This window comes from Candidatus Neomarinimicrobiota bacterium, from assembly GCA_030743815.1.
Classification (GTDB): domain Bacteria; phylum Fidelibacterota; class Marinisomatia; order Marinisomatales; family S15-B10; genus UBA2146.
In genome coordinates this window covers 1-14602 of sequence record JASLRT010000001.1, presented here as the reverse complement: position 1 = coordinate 14602, position 14602 = coordinate 1, and the positions used below count along the sequence as shown (strand labels likewise).

Sequence of the window (14602 nt, the reverse complement as noted above, 5' to 3'; positions counted from 1 at the left end):
GAGATGGTAATGCCGGGAGATAATGTAACGATAGATGTGTCATTGATAGCGCCAATAGCGATGGCGAAGGAGTTGCGGTTTGCCATTCGTGAGGGTGGTCGCACGGTAGGCGCTGGCGTGGTGACTGAAATTGTTGAGTAGCCTGTGGCAGGGAATAGTAAAAGGGATCTGGTTGTCTTGGAATGTCCGGACTGTCATCGACGGAACTATACGACTTCGAAGAACCGCCGGGTTCATCCGGACAGAGTCGTCCACAAGAAGTACTGTCCCTTGTGCCGGATGCATACCCTGCACAAGGAGACGAAGTGAATCGCTGTTGGGTTTCCGGCGGCGGTATTCATATAGAGCTGAGATAGGTGAGTAGCTCAACTGGTAGAGCACCGGTCTCCAAAACCGGCGGTTGCGGGTTCAAGTCCTGCCTCACCTGCATTGGTGGGTCGTCAAATCCTGCCACCCCAGCAGAGAGATGAGATGTCAGGCAAATTTGAGAGAAAGCGGCGGGCATGCGAGCCTCCAGTTGGCAAGGTGGGTTCGATGCCTGGCTCACCCGAGGTGAAAAACGGTGATAAAGAAAGTTCAAGAATTCATCAACGGTGTCAGGTTCGAGATGAAGAAAGTATCCTGGCCTTCGTGGGAAGAGTTGCGTGGTTCTACCATGGTTGTTCTCGGTCTCTCGCTGATTCTGGGAGTATTCCTTTTCGTGGTTGATCTTATTCTGTCGCGAATCATCAATGTAGTACTCTAGCAATGGATTGGTTTTCGGTTAGAGTACTTTCGGGTAAGGAGAAGAAGATCCGTGATGCACTGCTAAATGAAGTAGGCAAAAATAATGGTGAATACCAGATAGAGGAAGTCTTGGTTCCGTCAGAGAATGTCGTTGAGATGAGGAGTGGCAAGAAAGTTGTAAGGAATAAAGTTTTTTATCCGGGATATATCCTGGTGAAGATGGAGATAAATGTAGAAAGCCGTCATTTCATAGAGAATACCCCCGGGGTCATCAGTTTCGTCGGGCCTAAAGGGGAGCCGGAATCGCTAAAACAGGACGAGGTGAGTAGAATTCTCGGCGAAGTGGAAACGCGTGATGGAGTCGAAGTGATGGTGACTAAATACAAGTCGACGGATAAAGTGAGAGTTATTGATGGGCCGTTTGTTGATTTTATCGGCGACGTTCAGGAAGTTGATAATGAGAAGCAGAAAATGAAAGTTCTGGTTTCAATCTTCGGTCGGGCCACTCCTGTAGAACTGGATTTTCTTCAAGTTGAGCACGTGAAGTAATACAGATGGCGAAGAAAGTTCTGACCCTGATCAAATTGCAGATTGCCGGTGGACAGGCAAATCCCGCACCGCCAGTCGGTCCGGCACTGGGGCAGCACGGCGTAAATATCATGGATTTCTGTAAGACTTTCAACGAACAGACAAAAGACAAAATGGGGACTGTCGTGCCCGTGGTAATTACTGTCTATGAGGACCGGTCTTTTACCTTTATCACCAAGACTCCTCCGGCGCCTGTCCTGCTGAAGCAGGCGGCAGGAATTCAGAGCGGTTCCGGCGAGCCCAATCGGGAGAAGGTCGGGAAGGTAACAGAAAATGATTTGAGAAAAATCGCTGAGACGAAAATGGCTGATCTGAATGCAAATACAGTTGAAGCTGCCGTAGAAATGATCCGTGGTACGGCCAGAAGTATGGGAATTGAAGTCCAGTAGAGATGAGGTTTTAATGAAGCACGGTAAGAGATATAACAAGGTGCTAAAAACAATCGATCGGATGAAAGAGTACTCCATTGCCGACGCCATTTCTCTCGTCCAGGAAGCCGCCACAGCAAAGTTTGATGAAACAGTGGAAGTTGCCGTAAACCTTGATGTCGATCCGCGTCACGCTGACCAGAATATTCGTATTACCACTTCGCTTCCTAACGGGACCGGCCAAGAGGTAAAAGTCCTTGTTTTAACAAGCGGGGCACAGGCTAAGGAAGCGCAGGAAGCGGGCGCAGATTATGTGGGAGACGATGATCTTATCAAAAAGCTGGAGAGCGGTTGGGATGAAATTGATGTCATCGTTGCCACTCCGGACATGATGCCTAAGTTAGGGAAACTTGGTAAGATTTTGGGACCCAAAGGGCTAATGCCAAATCCTAAGAGCGGCACGGTCACTAATGATGTGACCAAAGCTATAAAGGAAATTAAGGCGGGAAGGATCGAACTGAGAGTTGACAAGTACGGCATAATACATGTACCCATTGGCAAAAGTTCTTTTGAACCCCAGAAGCTGAGTGAGAATCTCCGCGTTGTAATGACCACGCTGATTAATTCTAAACCCGCTTCCGTTAAAGGAACTTATCTCCGGAAAATCACAGTTTCCTCCTGTATGGGGCCAGGAATTAGAGTAGATAAAGCGGCAATAGTATAGGAAAGATGCCCAGTCAAAAGAACATCGATTCTGTTGAATTTATCTCCCAGAAACTGGAGAAGGCTACAGGAATATATTTTACCGATTACCTCGGTCTTGATGTCGCCGATATCACGGATTTGCGCAAAAAGTTGCTGGATGGCGGCGTGGAATACCGCGTTGTGAAGAATACGTTGGTAAAACTTGCAACTCAAAATGCCGGCATCGATGGATTGAATGATGTGTTTGAAGGGTCCACCGCTATTGCTTTCAGTTATGACGATGCTACTGCACCGGCAAAAGTGTTGCACGAATTCACCCAAACACACGATTTGCCCCAACTGAAAGCATTTATATTTGAAGGTGAAGTGATGGACAAATCTGTTTTCACAAAGATAGCAACTTTACCATCGAAGGAAACACTTTTAACAAAACTTGTAGGCGGACTTTCATCGCCTATGTCTAAGATGTCATCTATGCTGAAAAGCCCGATGATAAATATTGTTAATGTCTTGAACAGTTTGAAAGAAACTAAGGAATCGTAGGAAGTCAGGAGGTAATGAATAATGGCTAAAGTATCACGCGCTGATGTGATGGGCTATCTTGAAAACGCGAACATGCTTGAGATCTCCGAACTGATCACCGAAATCGAGGAGAAGTTTGGTGTAACTGCAGCTGCTCCAGTTGCTGTTGCGGCGGCATCCCCGGCCGGCGATGGTGAAGCAACGACAGAAGAGAAAGACTCTTTTGATGTTGTTCTTGAAGCTGCCGGTGATAAAAAGATTCAAGTGATTAAGGTAGTGAGATCCCTCACCGACCTTGGACTGAAAGAGGCGAAAGACCTTGTAGACAGTGCACCGAAGACTGTCCGGGAGGGAGTCGCCAAGGCTGAGGCTGAAGAGATAAAGAAGCAGCTCGAAGAAGCTGGTGGAACGATCGTACTGAAGTAAGCTGAATGATTCGATTGTACCGCATAGTTGTCCCGATAGATAAACAACCCTTGTGGAGGATATAATTTTGCCGAGTAGAACAAACCATACGGTAAAGAGACACTCCTTTTCACGTTCTCCAAGCGTTTTTTCAATGCCGAACTTGCTTGGTGTTCAGATCGATTCCTTTAGACATTTCATGCAATTGGATGTCCCTGAGGATCAGCGTGAGCCGTTCGGTCTGGAAGAAGTTCTCAGGAACGTGTTCCCAATTGAAGATACACATCGGAATTATATCCTCGAATACAAGAGTTACTACTTTGGTCTCCCGAAGTACAAACCTCATGAATGTCTTGAAAGGGGAGTTACTTACGCCGTTCCGCTGAAGGTTCGTCTTATTCTTCACATTACTGATGAATTTGATCGTTCGAAATACGCCCATAGCATCGAACAGGATGTCTATTTCGGCAACGTCCCTTTCATGACAGACCGCGGGACGTTTATCATCAACGGCGCAGAACGCATTGTTGTCAGTCAGCTCCAGAGATCACCCGGCGTTTTCTTTGACGATTTTACGCATCCTAACGGAACAAAATTGTTCCAGGCTAGAGTGATACCGTTTAGAGGATCCTGGATAGATTTTACCACTGATATCAGGGACTGTATATTTGTTATTATTGATAGACGGAGGAAGTTTCCCGTTACAACACTCCTCAGATCTCTCGGTTTTTCTGAAAATAAAGATATTTTCAGAGCTTTCAATCTCCTTATTTCGTCGAAGCTTGATGCACGTTCCATCAAGAAAATTGAAGGAAATTATCTGGTTGAAGATATTGTCAATTTTGAGACAGGTGAAATTATTGCAGAAAGCGGTGTTGAACTGACTGAAGACCTTATTCTTGAATTAAAGGCGAATAAAGTTAAGGAATTAAAGTGTGTCAATCCGGAGGACGATTTGGCCGTCGAGCTTCTCACCAATACAATGATCAAGGATCCAACTGAAAATACGGAAGAATCGCTACGCCTGATGTATAAACATCTTCGTTCAGGTGAACCTCCGAACCTTGAAACGGCCCAGAAATTTGTGGAAAGGATTTTCTTCAGTCCTAAGCGGTACGATTTAGGCAAAGTTGGAAGATATCGTCTGAACAAGCAGTTTGATCTGGATGTATCTCTTGATCACACGGTTCTGACAACGGAAGATCTCATTTGCGTTATTGAGTATCTCATGGAGATGCGAAAAGGTTTGAGGGGATCAGATGATATAGATCATTTGGGCAATCGCCGCATGAAAACCGTTGGAGAACAGTTGACCAATCAATTCTCTGTAGCTCTGAATCGCATGGCAAGAACAATCCGCGAAAGAATGAATCTCAGGGAGGCTGAAAGTCTCACACCTCAGGATCTCATCAACTCACGTGTTGTGACTACTGTTATCAATTCATTCTTTGGCACCAGTCAACTGAGTCAGTTTATGGATCAGACGAATCCTCTGGCTGAGATCACCCATAAGCGGCGCGTTTCTGCCTTAGGTCCTGGTGGCATGACCAGAGAACGTGCTGGTTTCGAAGTTCGTGATGTCCACTACACTCACTACGGCAGGCTCTGTCCTATTGAGACGCCCGAGGGACCGAACATCGGCTTGATATCTTCACTGTCGACATATGCTCAGGTGAACGATCTAGGGTTTATCGAAGCGCCGTATCGCGTCGTGACGACTAAAAACGGTGATCCTTTTGTAACTAGCAAAACAAAATACCTTTCTGCTGAAGATGAGGATCGGTCCAGAATTGCTCAAGCTATGCCGGATATAGGCCAGGAAGGTAAAATCGAAGATGAAAAAGTTCGCGTGCGGATACGCGGTGACTTCCCTGTCGTGAAGGCTGATGAAGTACAGTTTACAGATGTGGCACCTTACCAGATCTTGAGCGTAGCTGCCGCGCTTATTCCATTTCTGGAGCACGATGATGCTAACCGTGCTCTCATGGGTTCGAATATGCAGCGTCAATCCGTTCCGCTTATTAATCCTGACGCTCCTATTGTCGGTACCGGTATGGAAAAAACAGTGGCTGAGGACTCTATGTCATGTCTCTATTCTCCGGTGACAGGTGTAGTAGAGCAAGTGGATGCGAAGTCAATTGTCATTAAAACCAGGCATGTTCCGGAAGATCTTGCAATCTCGGCCGATGAGAACCGCGTTCGCATTCCTCTGATGAAGTATTCCCGGACTAATCAGGATACCTGTATGAATCAGAGGCCTGTGGTGCGTGAGAAAGAAAAAGTCTATCGGGGTGACCTGATTGCAGATGGTCCTTCGAACAAGAACGGTGAATTAGCTTTGGGAAAAAATATCCTTGTAGCTTTCATGCCGTGGCGTGGATATAATTTTGAAGATGCTATTGTCATCAGCGAAAGACTGATCAAGGATGACGTTTTTACTTCCATTCACATTTCTGAGGTTGATCTGGAGGTCCGTGACACAAAGCGGGGTGAGGAAGAACTGACCAGAGAGATCCCAAATGTAGGCGATGAGGCGACTAAAGATCTGGATGAAGATGGCATCATTAGAGAAGGTGCCCGGGTTCAGGCTGGCGATATCCTCATCGGTAAAATAACACCTAAAGGGGAAACTGACCCGACACCAGAAGAGAAACTCCTGCGTGCTATTTTTGGCGAAAAGGCTGGAGATGTGAAAGATGCCTCCAAGAGGGCAGAACCCGGAATCAACGGCGTCGTGGTAAGGACACAATTATTCGAAAGAAAGAGCAAAGCGACACGTGCCCAGGAAAAGAAAATTATCGGGAAACTTCAAGAAGAGACACGCCGAGCAAAGAGACGTCTTAAAAAAACACGTGATGAACACCTGATCCAGCTCCTGACAGATCAGATCTGCGGTGGATTGAGGGACGTTGCTACAGGAAAGACAATTATCAAGGCATCGACTAAGCTGACGTCCAAGCGGCTGGCAAATCTCGATCTGGAGAGAATTTCCCGTGATAATCAATGGGTTAATGACAGAAATGTCTGGATTCAGATACAGCAAGTATGGAATTCGTTCAACAGTGAGTGGAGACGGACTGAGGAAAAACTCGATCGTGAAATCTACAGACTGCAGGTTGGCGATGAACTTCAGCCCGGCGTTTCAAAACTGACAAAGGTTTACATCGCTAATAGGAGAAAGGTTCAGGTTGGTGACAAGATGGCGGGAAGACACGGTAACAAAGGTGTTGTCGCCGTGGTTGTTCCTGAAGAGGATATGCCTTTTCTTGATGACGGTACTCCCGTTGATCTGGTTCTGAATCCTCTAGGAGTACCTTCTCGGATGAACCTCGGGCAGCTTTATGAAACAATGCTGGGTTGGGCTGGTCAGATTCTGGGTGTTCACTATGAGACGCCACCATTTGACAGCGCTACGCCCGAACAGGTTAAAGAGGAGTTAAGGAAAGCTAATCTTCCCGAGACAGGTAAGATAGAACTAAAAGATGGTAGAACTGGTGAATACTTTGATTACCCGGTTACCATCGGTTACATATATATGATGAAACTGAATCACATGATTGATGACAAGATGCATGCCCGTTCAACCGGCCCCTACTCTTTGATTACACAGCAGCCATTGGGAGGTAAAGCTCAGTTTGGCGGTCAGAGATTGGGAGAGATGGAAGTCTGGGCGCTGGAGGCCTATGGTGCCAGTTACGCACTTCAGGAGATGCTTACGGGTAAATCTGACGACGTTGAAGGCAGATCAAGAGTATACAACTCCATTGTAAGGGGTGATAATATTCCTTCATTTAGCATTCCTGAATCGTTCAATGTACTCGTCAAGGAACTACAAGGACTGGGCGTTGATGTCCAATTACACAATTAGTAGGGAGGGAGTCTAAGTGGTATACATAAAACCGCCGCACCGCGAGAGTTCAACAGACTTTTCTGCCGTTTCAATCGGACTTTCTTCTCCGGAAGATATTTTGAGACGCTCTTTGGGTGAAGTCCTGAAACCCGAGACAATCAACTACCGCTCGTACAAGCCGGAAAAGGACGGCCTGTTCTGTGAAAAAATCTTTGGTCCTGTTAAAGATTACGAATGCCACTGCGGCAAGTACAAAGGCATTCGCTATCGCGGGATCATCTGTGATCGATGCGGAGTTGAGGTGACGCGGAAGCGCGTCCGCCGCGAGAGAATGGGTCATATCACCCTCGCTGTTCCAGTTGTCCATATCTGGTACCTCAGGTCTGTCCCCGGTAAGTTGAGTCACCTTCTCGGTATCCCGACGCGTGATCTTGAAAAAATCATCTATTATGAAGCATACTTGGTTATCAGACCGGGCGCTTCGGATAAGGCACCCATGGATCTTATCGAAGAAGCTGAATATCAGGAGCTTGAGGCTAAATATGGCAAACACTCTGTTTCAGAAGAAGACCAGGATGAAGAGAACTATTTCTACGCTGGTATGGGCGGAGCGGCCGTTCGTGATGCGTTAAAGACTCTCGATATTACAGAAACTATCAGGGAACTTGAGCACAACATTAAGACGTTGCGTTCCAAGCAGAAGCGATCCGACGCCTTAAAGCGTTTGAAGGTTGTGAAGGCTTTCTATCCTTTGCCGGGCAAAAGGCGCCTTAATCGTCCTGAATGGACGGTTATCACAGTGCTTCCGGTAATTCCGCCAGAATTGCGACCGCTCGTCCCGCTTGAAGGCGGCCGTTTTGCTGCCAGTGATCTGAATGATCTGTACCGTCGTGTAATCATCCGTAATAACCGTCTCAAGCAACTCATCGATATTAAAGCGCCCGATGTTATTCTCAGAAATGAGAAGCGGATGCTTCAGGAAGCGGTAGATACACTGTTTGATAATACCCGCCGCGGTACCGCTGTCAGCAGTGGTACAAGGCGACCTTTGAAAAGTCTGAGCGATATGCTCCGTGGGAAACAGGGTCGTTTCCGTCAAAACCTTCTTGGCAAGCGCGTCGACTACTCGGGTCGTTCTGTTATCGTTGTCGGGCCTGAGCTTGAACTAAGTGAGTGTGGATTGCCAAAGGATATGGCTCTCGAACTCTTCAAGCCTCACCTGATCCATGAGTTGATCGCTCGTGGTTATACCGGTACCCCGAAGAGTGCGAAACTAATGGTAGATGAAAAGAGACCCGAAGTCTATACTATTCTGGATTATGTTGTGAAAGATCATCCGGTTCTACTTAACCGTGCCCCGACGCTTCATAGGCTGGGTATACAGGCTTTCCAGCCGGTTCTAGTTGATGGAAAAGCGATTCAGATTCATCCGCTGGTCTGCGCTGCTTTCAACGCTGACTTTGACGGTGACCAGATGGCTGTTCACATCCCTCTGTCGGCGGAAGCTCAGATGGAAGCCAGGGTTCTCATGCTCTCCAGTCATAACATTCTCCATCCGGCTCACGGCTATCCACTGGCAATCCCGTCTCAGGATATGGTTTTGGGATGCTACTATCTGACGAAACAAAAGAAAGGTGACCTCGGCGAAGGGAGAAGTTTTTCGAGTATCGATGAAGTAGTCCTTGCCTATGAAGGAGGTTCTGTCGGTCTTCACGCCATCATTGATCTGCGGGCACGGGGTAAGTGGCAAAAGAAAACAACAGTTGGTCGGGCCATATTCAATGCGGTTGTGCCTGAGGAGGTGGGCTATATAGACGAACTCATCAGTAAGAAGAATCTCGAGAAAATAGTTTACAAATCTTATATGAAAGCCGGCAATCACCGGACGGTGAAGTTCCTCGATGATCTCAAAGATATGGGATTCAGCTATGCTACCAGCAGCGGCGCCTCAATATCTGTGGAAGATGTCTTGATCCCGGCAGAAAAGGGAAAAATCATTACAGGTGCAGAAAAAGAAATTTCGGCCATTCACAGAAAGTCTGATCTTCATATTCTGACTGAAGGTGAACGTTATAACAAGGTAATCGACGTCTGGACTCACGCCACGAATCGAGTGTCCGAATCGATGATGAACCATTTGGAAAAAGACGAAGCTGGTTTTAATCCGGTCTTTATGATGGCAGATTCTGGTGCAAGAGGAAGTCAGGATCAGATAAAACAGTTGGCCGGTATGCGGGGATTGATGGCAAAACCAAAGAAAAGTATGACGGGCGGTAAGGGAGAAATTATCGAGAATCCCATTACATCTAATTTCAGGGAAGGTCTCACCGTGCTGGAATACTTTATTTCCACTCACGGCGCTCGTAAGGGTCTTGCTGACACAGCCTTGAAAACAGCTGATGCCGGTTACCTTACGCGCCGACTGGTAGATGTGGCACAGGATGTTGTTGTCAACCAGCAAGACTGTGGTACCATAAATGGTGTTCGGACGGGTGACCTGAAAGAGGGAGAGGAAATCATCGAGCCCCTCCAAGAGAGAATCCGTGGTCGCGTGGTTCAGGAAGATATCTATGCTGATGGTGAGATAATTCTCAAGGCGGGTACTCTGGTTGATAACGAAGTTGCCGATATGTTGAATAAATATGAAGTAGACACGGTCCGCATCAGATCCGTCCTGACGTGTGAATCAAAACGCGGTGTGTGCGCCCTTTGCTATGGCACAGATCTAAGCAACAACAAACTGGTAGGCTTTGGCGCATCGGTTGGTATTGTTGCGGCTCAGAGCATAGGTGAACCGGGAACACAGCTTACGCTGCGTACCTTCCATATCGGTGGTACTGCAGCCAGGATTATCGAGCAGTCAGAAATGAAGTCTCGCCGGGCTGGCCGGGTGAAATACTCCGAAAACATCGTGTTTGCCGAAGTTGAGAGTGAAGGAGAGGTGGTTTCCGAAGGTAAACTCCTGAAAAAGGTTCTGGTCAGAAACTCCAGTCTGGAGATTATTGATGCCAATAATCGTGCGGTGTCAGTTTACAACGTTCCCTACGGTGCTGATCTTCGCGTGAAAGACGGGCAGAAAATAAAGTCCGGACAGGTGCTTTTCACCTGGGATCCATATACGGACGTTATCCTTGCGCGTCAAAGCGGTCAGGTCCATTTCATGGATATGATAGAAGGAGAGACTTTCCAGGAAGAGGCCGTGGAAGGCGGTAAGAAACAGCTAGTAACCATTGAATCAAAAAACCGTCGTCTGGCTCCTCATCTTGATATAGTTGATGCCAAAGGCAATACCCTTGCCGGCGGTACAATCCTTCCTGTAAAAGCTGTTCTCATGGTGAAGGACGGTCAGAAGGTAAAAGCCGGTAAGGTGCTGGTTAAGATCGCGAAGGAAATTGGAAAGACACGTGATATTACGGGTGGTCTGCCCAGGGTCGCTGAACTGTTCGAGGCACGCAAGCCGAAGGAGCCAGCAGTTGTGGCCGAGATTGACGGCGTCGCGAAATTTGGAGAAGTCAAGCGAGGTATTCGTGAAATTATCGTAGAAGGTGCCCATGAAGAGAAGAGGAAGTACTCTATTCCTTATGGCAGACATGTTATAGTTCATGAAGGAGATAGAGTGAGCGCTGGTGACCGTCTGTGCGAAGGTGCCATCTCGCCTAATGATATTCTCGATATTCTGGGGCCGGAGAAGGTTCAGGAGTATCTCGTGAATGAGATTCAGGAGGTTTATCGTCTGCAGGGTGTGAGGATTAACGACAAACACATCGAGGTGATTGTGCGCCAGATGATGCAAAAACTGGAAGTACTTAATCCCGGCGACACGAGATTTCTGGCACTTGACAGAGTAAACCGTTCAGATCTCTTTACGGAAAATGAGCGCATCTCAAAGATGATAGTTGTTTCGGAACTTGGCGATTCTGATTACGAGGAGGGTGATCTTCTGGATAAAAATGAGCAGAGGGAGATCAACAAACAGCTAAAGGAAGAGGGGAAAAAACCTGTCAAAGGCAAAACTACTAAACCTGCAACCTTCCGTCCGCTGCTCCTTGGGATTACGAGAGCTTCGCTGAATACGGAGAGTTTCATTTCGGCAGCATCATTCCAGGAGACAACACGCGTATTGACTGATGCGGCAAGTGAGGGTAAAACTGATTACCTCATGGGTTTGAAAGAAAATGTCATCATGGGAAGACTGATTCCGGCAGGAACCGGCTTTGTTGATGCCCAAAAGCCGCTGGTCAGGAAGATTGACGAGGAGGAAGAAGTGGCTGAGACGGAAGAGGTAGTGGAGGAAGTCACAGCTTAGTCTATCTGACGGAGATATCGAATGCCAACGATTAATCAATTAGTTCGGAAGGGCAGAAAGAAGACGTTGAAAAAGACGAGTACGCCTGCTTTACAGGGAAATCCACAGAAGCGCGGTGTCTGTACTCGGGTCTATACAACTACGCCCAAAAAGCCGAATTCTGCGCTGAGAAAGGTGGCAAAGGTGAGGTTAACCAACGGCATCGAAGTAATTGCCTACATTCCGGGAGAAGGTCATAACCTGCAGGAACATTCACTCGTCGTTATAGAAGGAGGTAGGGTAAAGGACCTTCCCGGCGTACGCTATCACATTATCAGGGGAACCATGGATACGGCGGGCGTTTCTGACAGGAAGACCAGTCGCTCCAGGTATGGTGCTAAGAGACCGAGGTAGAAAATGAGAAGACGCAGGCCTGAGAAAAGACAGATTCTTCCTGACCCAGTGTACGGGGACTTGATGGTTCAAAAATTTATTAACAATCTTATGTTGCGCGGGAAAAAGGGTATAGCCGAAAGTATCTTTTACGGTGCCATGGATGTCATAAACACCAAGACTAAAGGTGACCCTGTGGAGATGTTCCATAAAGCGATGGATAACGTGAAGCCGCTCATTGAAGTCAAGTCTCGCAGGATTGGTGGTGCAACCTATCAGGTACCGATTCATGTGCTGGAGCACAGGAGTTACGCTCTGGCGACAAGATGGATTCTCACTCATGCAAAATCGAGGCGCGGCCACAGTATGGCGGAAAAACTGGCTGCAGAATTGATCGACGCCGCCAATAATGAAGGTGGTTCCATCAAGAAAAAGGAAGACACGCACAGAATGGCCGAAGCAAACAAGGCATTTGCCCACTATAGGTAAAGATGAAAGAGATTCCCTTAGATAGAGTTAGAAACATCGGTATTCTGGCACATATTGACGCCGGCAAGACGACAACGACTGAACGCGTTCTCTACTATACGGGGCGAGTTCATCGAATGGGTGAGGTACACGACGGTGCGGCTACCATGGACTGGATGCAGCAAGAGAAGGAGAGAGGTATTACCATTACTTCGGCCGCTACCACGACTTTCTGGGAAGATCACAGAATCAACATTATCGATACACCAGGGCACATCGATTTTACAGCGGAAGTTGAAAGATCACTTCGTGTGCTGGATGGTGCAGTAGTGATTTTTTGCGCCGTCGGCGGAGTGGAGCCTCAAAGTGAGACAGTCTGGCGCCAAGCCGACAAGTATAAAGTTCCGCGGATAGCATTTGTCAACAAGATGGACAGGATGGGTGCCGATTTTCTGCACGTTGTCGATATGATTAAAAAACGTCTCAATGCAAATCCGCTACCTCTCACGATTCCTATCGGAGCGGGAGAACTATTCGCAGGTCTGATTGACCTTATTCGTATGAAGGCGATTGTCTACAATGAATTGAGTTTTGGATCGCATTACGACTTTATTGATATTCCGGATGATATGAAGGCAGAGGCGGAAGAAGCCCGTCATCACTTGGTTGAAGAGTGCGCGGCCTATGATGAACAGCTGCTGGAGAAATATCTTGCAGAAGAGGAGATTACAACAGATGAGATTAAAGGTGCCCTGCGGAAGGGTTGCCTTGATAACGCTTTTATCCCCGTCCTCTGCGGATCCGCATTCAAGAACAAGGGTATTCAGAGATTGCTGGATGCGGCAGTTGATTTTATGCCGTCTCCGCTGGATAAGGATGAAGTTATCGGACATGCTCCGGAAGACTCCGATATTTTATTAAGCCGTGCACCATCACCCGAGGAACCGTTTAGTGCTCTTGCTTTCAAGATTATGACAGATCCGTATGTCGGTCGGTTGACATTCTTCAGGGTCTATTCCGGCGTCCTGACTTCAGGATCTACTGTATTGAATACGGCTACGGGACGTAAAGAGAGGATTGGGCGATTGTTACTAATGCACGCAAACAAGCGTGAAGAGCGCAAAAGTGTTACGGCTGGAGAGATTGCAGCTGCTGTGGGATTGAAGCAGACGAAAACGGGTAATACATTGTGCGATCTGTCTGCGCCCATTGTACTTGAGGCTATGGATTTTCAAAAACCGGTAATTTCAGTCGCTATTGAAGCGACAAGCAAGGCCGAACAGGAGAATCTTTCTGAGTCTCTTGTGAAACTATCTGATGAAGACCCAACTTTCCAAGTTGCAACTGATCCCGACACCGGTCAGACGGTGATTTCGGGTATGGGTGAACTGCATCTTGAAATCCTTGTAGATAGACTTAAGAGAGAGTTTGGCGTTGTCGCGCATGTGGGAAAACCCCAGGTAGCCTATCGAGAGACAATTACGGCTGAAGCCGATGCTGAGGGGAAATTTATTCGTCAGTCTGGCGGTCGCGGTCAGTATGGGCATGTCAAGATTAAAGTTGAGCCTAACGAACCGGGGAAAGGTTACCATTTCGATAACAAGATCGTGGGGGGTGTTATTCCGAAAGAATACATTCCGGCTGTCAATCAGGGGATACAGGAATCGCTGAAGAACGGCGTTCTGGCTGGTTATCCGCTGGAGGATGTCAGGGTAGAACTCCTCGACGGATCATACCACGCTGTCGATTCATCGGAACTTGCTTTTAAGATAGCTGGATCGATGGCTTTGAGGGAAGCGTGTAACAGGGCTAAACCAGCTGTATTGGAGCCGGTAATGAAAGTGGAGGTAGTCCTCCCCGAGCAGTACCTCGGAGACGTAATGGGGGATTTAACTGCGCGTCGCGGTGAGATACAGGGTACGGACCACCGCAAAGATGCGGTTGTGATACGGGCGAACACACCTCTTGCTGAAATGTTTGGTTACGCCACCTCACTGAGATCCGTAACACAGGGGAGAGCTGTTTTTTCGATGGAATTTGGCGAATATAAGACGGTGCCATTGTCAATCAAGGATAAGATCATTGAGAAAACAGGAGCTGTTGCTGAACCAGCTTAAGTAATAAGGAGAACAGGTCATGGCAAAGGAGAAGTTTGAGCGAACGAAGCCTCACATAAACGTAGGTACGATTGGACATGTGGATCACGGCAAGACGACGTTGACGGCGGCGATGACGCTTTTATTGTCGAAGCGTGGTTTGAGTGAGATCCGCACGTTTGACTCTATTGACAAT

General features: G+C 47.5%; 14 protein-coding genes and 1 tRNA gene. All 15 read left to right on the top strand.

All coding sequences use genetic code 11. The features are described from left to right. The coding region (gene tuf / locus QF669_00075) for an elongation factor Tu (GenBank protein ID MDP6455840.1) at positions 1 to 141 on the top strand (141 nt) is incomplete at its 5' end. Between the two features lie 3 nt (positions 142 to 144). After that, the gene (gene rpmG / locus QF669_00070; protein ID MDP6455839.1) at positions 145 to 309 is read left to right on the top strand and encodes a 50S ribosomal protein L33; all 165 of its coding nucleotides are present in this window, start codon (positions 145 to 147) and stop codon (positions 307 to 309) included. Between the two features lie 45 nt (positions 310 to 354). Then, a tRNA-Trp gene (locus tag QF669_00065) sits at positions 355 to 427 on the top strand. A gap of 135 nt (positions 428 to 562) precedes the next feature. After that, positions 563 to 745 (top strand): preprotein translocase subunit SecE, encoded by a 183-nt coding sequence (gene secE / locus QF669_00060; GenBank protein MDP6455838.1) that lies wholly within the window; start codon positions 563 to 565, stop codon positions 743 to 745. Positions 746 to 747: 2 nt separating this feature from the next. Continuing rightward, complete coding sequence (nusG, locus tag QF669_00055) at positions 748 to 1275, top strand: transcription termination/antitermination protein NusG (protein MDP6455837.1); 528 nt, start codon at positions 748 to 750, stop codon at positions 1273 to 1275. Between the two features lie 5 nt (positions 1276 to 1280). Then, positions 1281 to 1703, top strand: a complete 423-nt coding sequence (gene rplK, locus QF669_00050; GenBank protein MDP6455836.1) for a 50S ribosomal protein L11 — start codon at positions 1281 to 1283, stop codon at positions 1701 to 1703. 13 nt (positions 1704 to 1716) lie between these two features. Then, positions 1717 to 2406, top strand: a complete 690-nt coding sequence (rplA, locus tag QF669_00045; GenBank protein MDP6455835.1) for a 50S ribosomal protein L1 — start codon at positions 1717 to 1719, stop codon at positions 2404 to 2406. Positions 2407 to 2411: 5 nt separating this feature from the next. After that, positions 2412 to 2930 carry a 50S ribosomal protein L10 gene (gene rplJ, locus QF669_00040; GenBank protein MDP6455834.1) on the top strand — a complete coding sequence of 173 codons (519 nt, stop codon included), beginning with the start codon at positions 2412 to 2414 and terminating at the stop codon, positions 2928 to 2930. Between the two features lie 21 nt (positions 2931 to 2951). Next, a complete protein-coding gene (gene rplL, locus QF669_00035) occupies positions 2952 to 3335 on the top strand; it encodes a 50S ribosomal protein L7/L12 (protein MDP6455833.1) in 384 nt (127 codons plus the stop codon). A gap of 67 nt (positions 3336 to 3402) precedes the next feature. Continuing rightward, positions 3403 to 7182 carry a DNA-directed RNA polymerase subunit beta gene (gene rpoB, locus QF669_00030; protein ID MDP6455832.1) on the top strand — a complete coding sequence of 1260 codons (3780 nt, stop codon included), beginning with the start codon at positions 3403 to 3405 and terminating at the stop codon, positions 7180 to 7182. A gap of 16 nt (positions 7183 to 7198) precedes the next feature. Next, complete coding sequence (gene rpoC / locus QF669_00025) at positions 7199 to 11470, top strand: DNA-directed RNA polymerase subunit beta' (protein ID MDP6455831.1); 4272 nt, start codon at positions 7199 to 7201, stop codon at positions 11468 to 11470. A 21-nt stretch (positions 11471 to 11491) separates the two neighbouring features. Then, positions 11492 to 11863, top strand: coding sequence for a 30S ribosomal protein S12 (gene rpsL / locus QF669_00020; protein MDP6455830.1), 372 nt, complete (start codon positions 11492 to 11494; stop codon positions 11861 to 11863). Positions 11864 to 11866: 3 nt separating this feature from the next. Next, positions 11867 to 12331: a 30S ribosomal protein S7 gene (gene rpsG / locus QF669_00015; protein MDP6455829.1), complete on the top strand. Its 465-nt coding sequence runs from the start codon at positions 11867 to 11869 to the stop codon at positions 12329 to 12331. Between the two features lie 2 nt (positions 12332 to 12333). Further along, positions 12334 to 14427, top strand: coding sequence for an elongation factor G (gene fusA, locus QF669_00010; GenBank protein ID MDP6455828.1), 2094 nt, complete (start codon positions 12334 to 12336; stop codon positions 14425 to 14427). 19 nt (positions 14428 to 14446) lie between these two features. After that, a partial coding sequence (locus QF669_00005) for a GTP-binding protein (GenBank protein MDP6455827.1) occupies positions 14447 to 14602 on the top strand: 156 nt, incomplete at its 3' end.

Coding starts and splice junctions, on each gene's coding strand:
- nusG (MDP6455837.1), top strand. CDS start 748: ATGGATTGGTTTTCGGTTAGAGTACTTTCGGGTAAGGAGAAGAAGATC.
- rplK (MDP6455836.1), top strand. CDS start 1,281: ATGGCGAAGAAAGTTCTGACCCTGATCAAATTGCAGATTGCCGGTGGA.
- rplA (MDP6455835.1), top strand. CDS start 1,717: ATGAAGCACGGTAAGAGATATAACAAGGTGCTAAAAACAATCGATCGG.
- rplJ (MDP6455834.1), top strand. CDS start 2,412: ATGCCCAGTCAAAAGAACATCGATTCTGTTGAATTTATCTCCCAGAAA.
- rplL (MDP6455833.1), top strand. CDS start 2,952: ATGGCTAAAGTATCACGCGCTGATGTGATGGGCTATCTTGAAAACGCG.
- rpsL (MDP6455830.1), top strand. CDS start 11,492: ATGCCAACGATTAATCAATTAGTTCGGAAGGGCAGAAAGAAGACGTTG.
- rpsG (MDP6455829.1), top strand. CDS start 11,867: ATGAGAAGACGCAGGCCTGAGAAAAGACAGATTCTTCCTGACCCAGTG.
- fusA (MDP6455828.1), top strand. CDS start 12,334: ATGAAAGAGATTCCCTTAGATAGAGTTAGAAACATCGGTATTCTGGCA.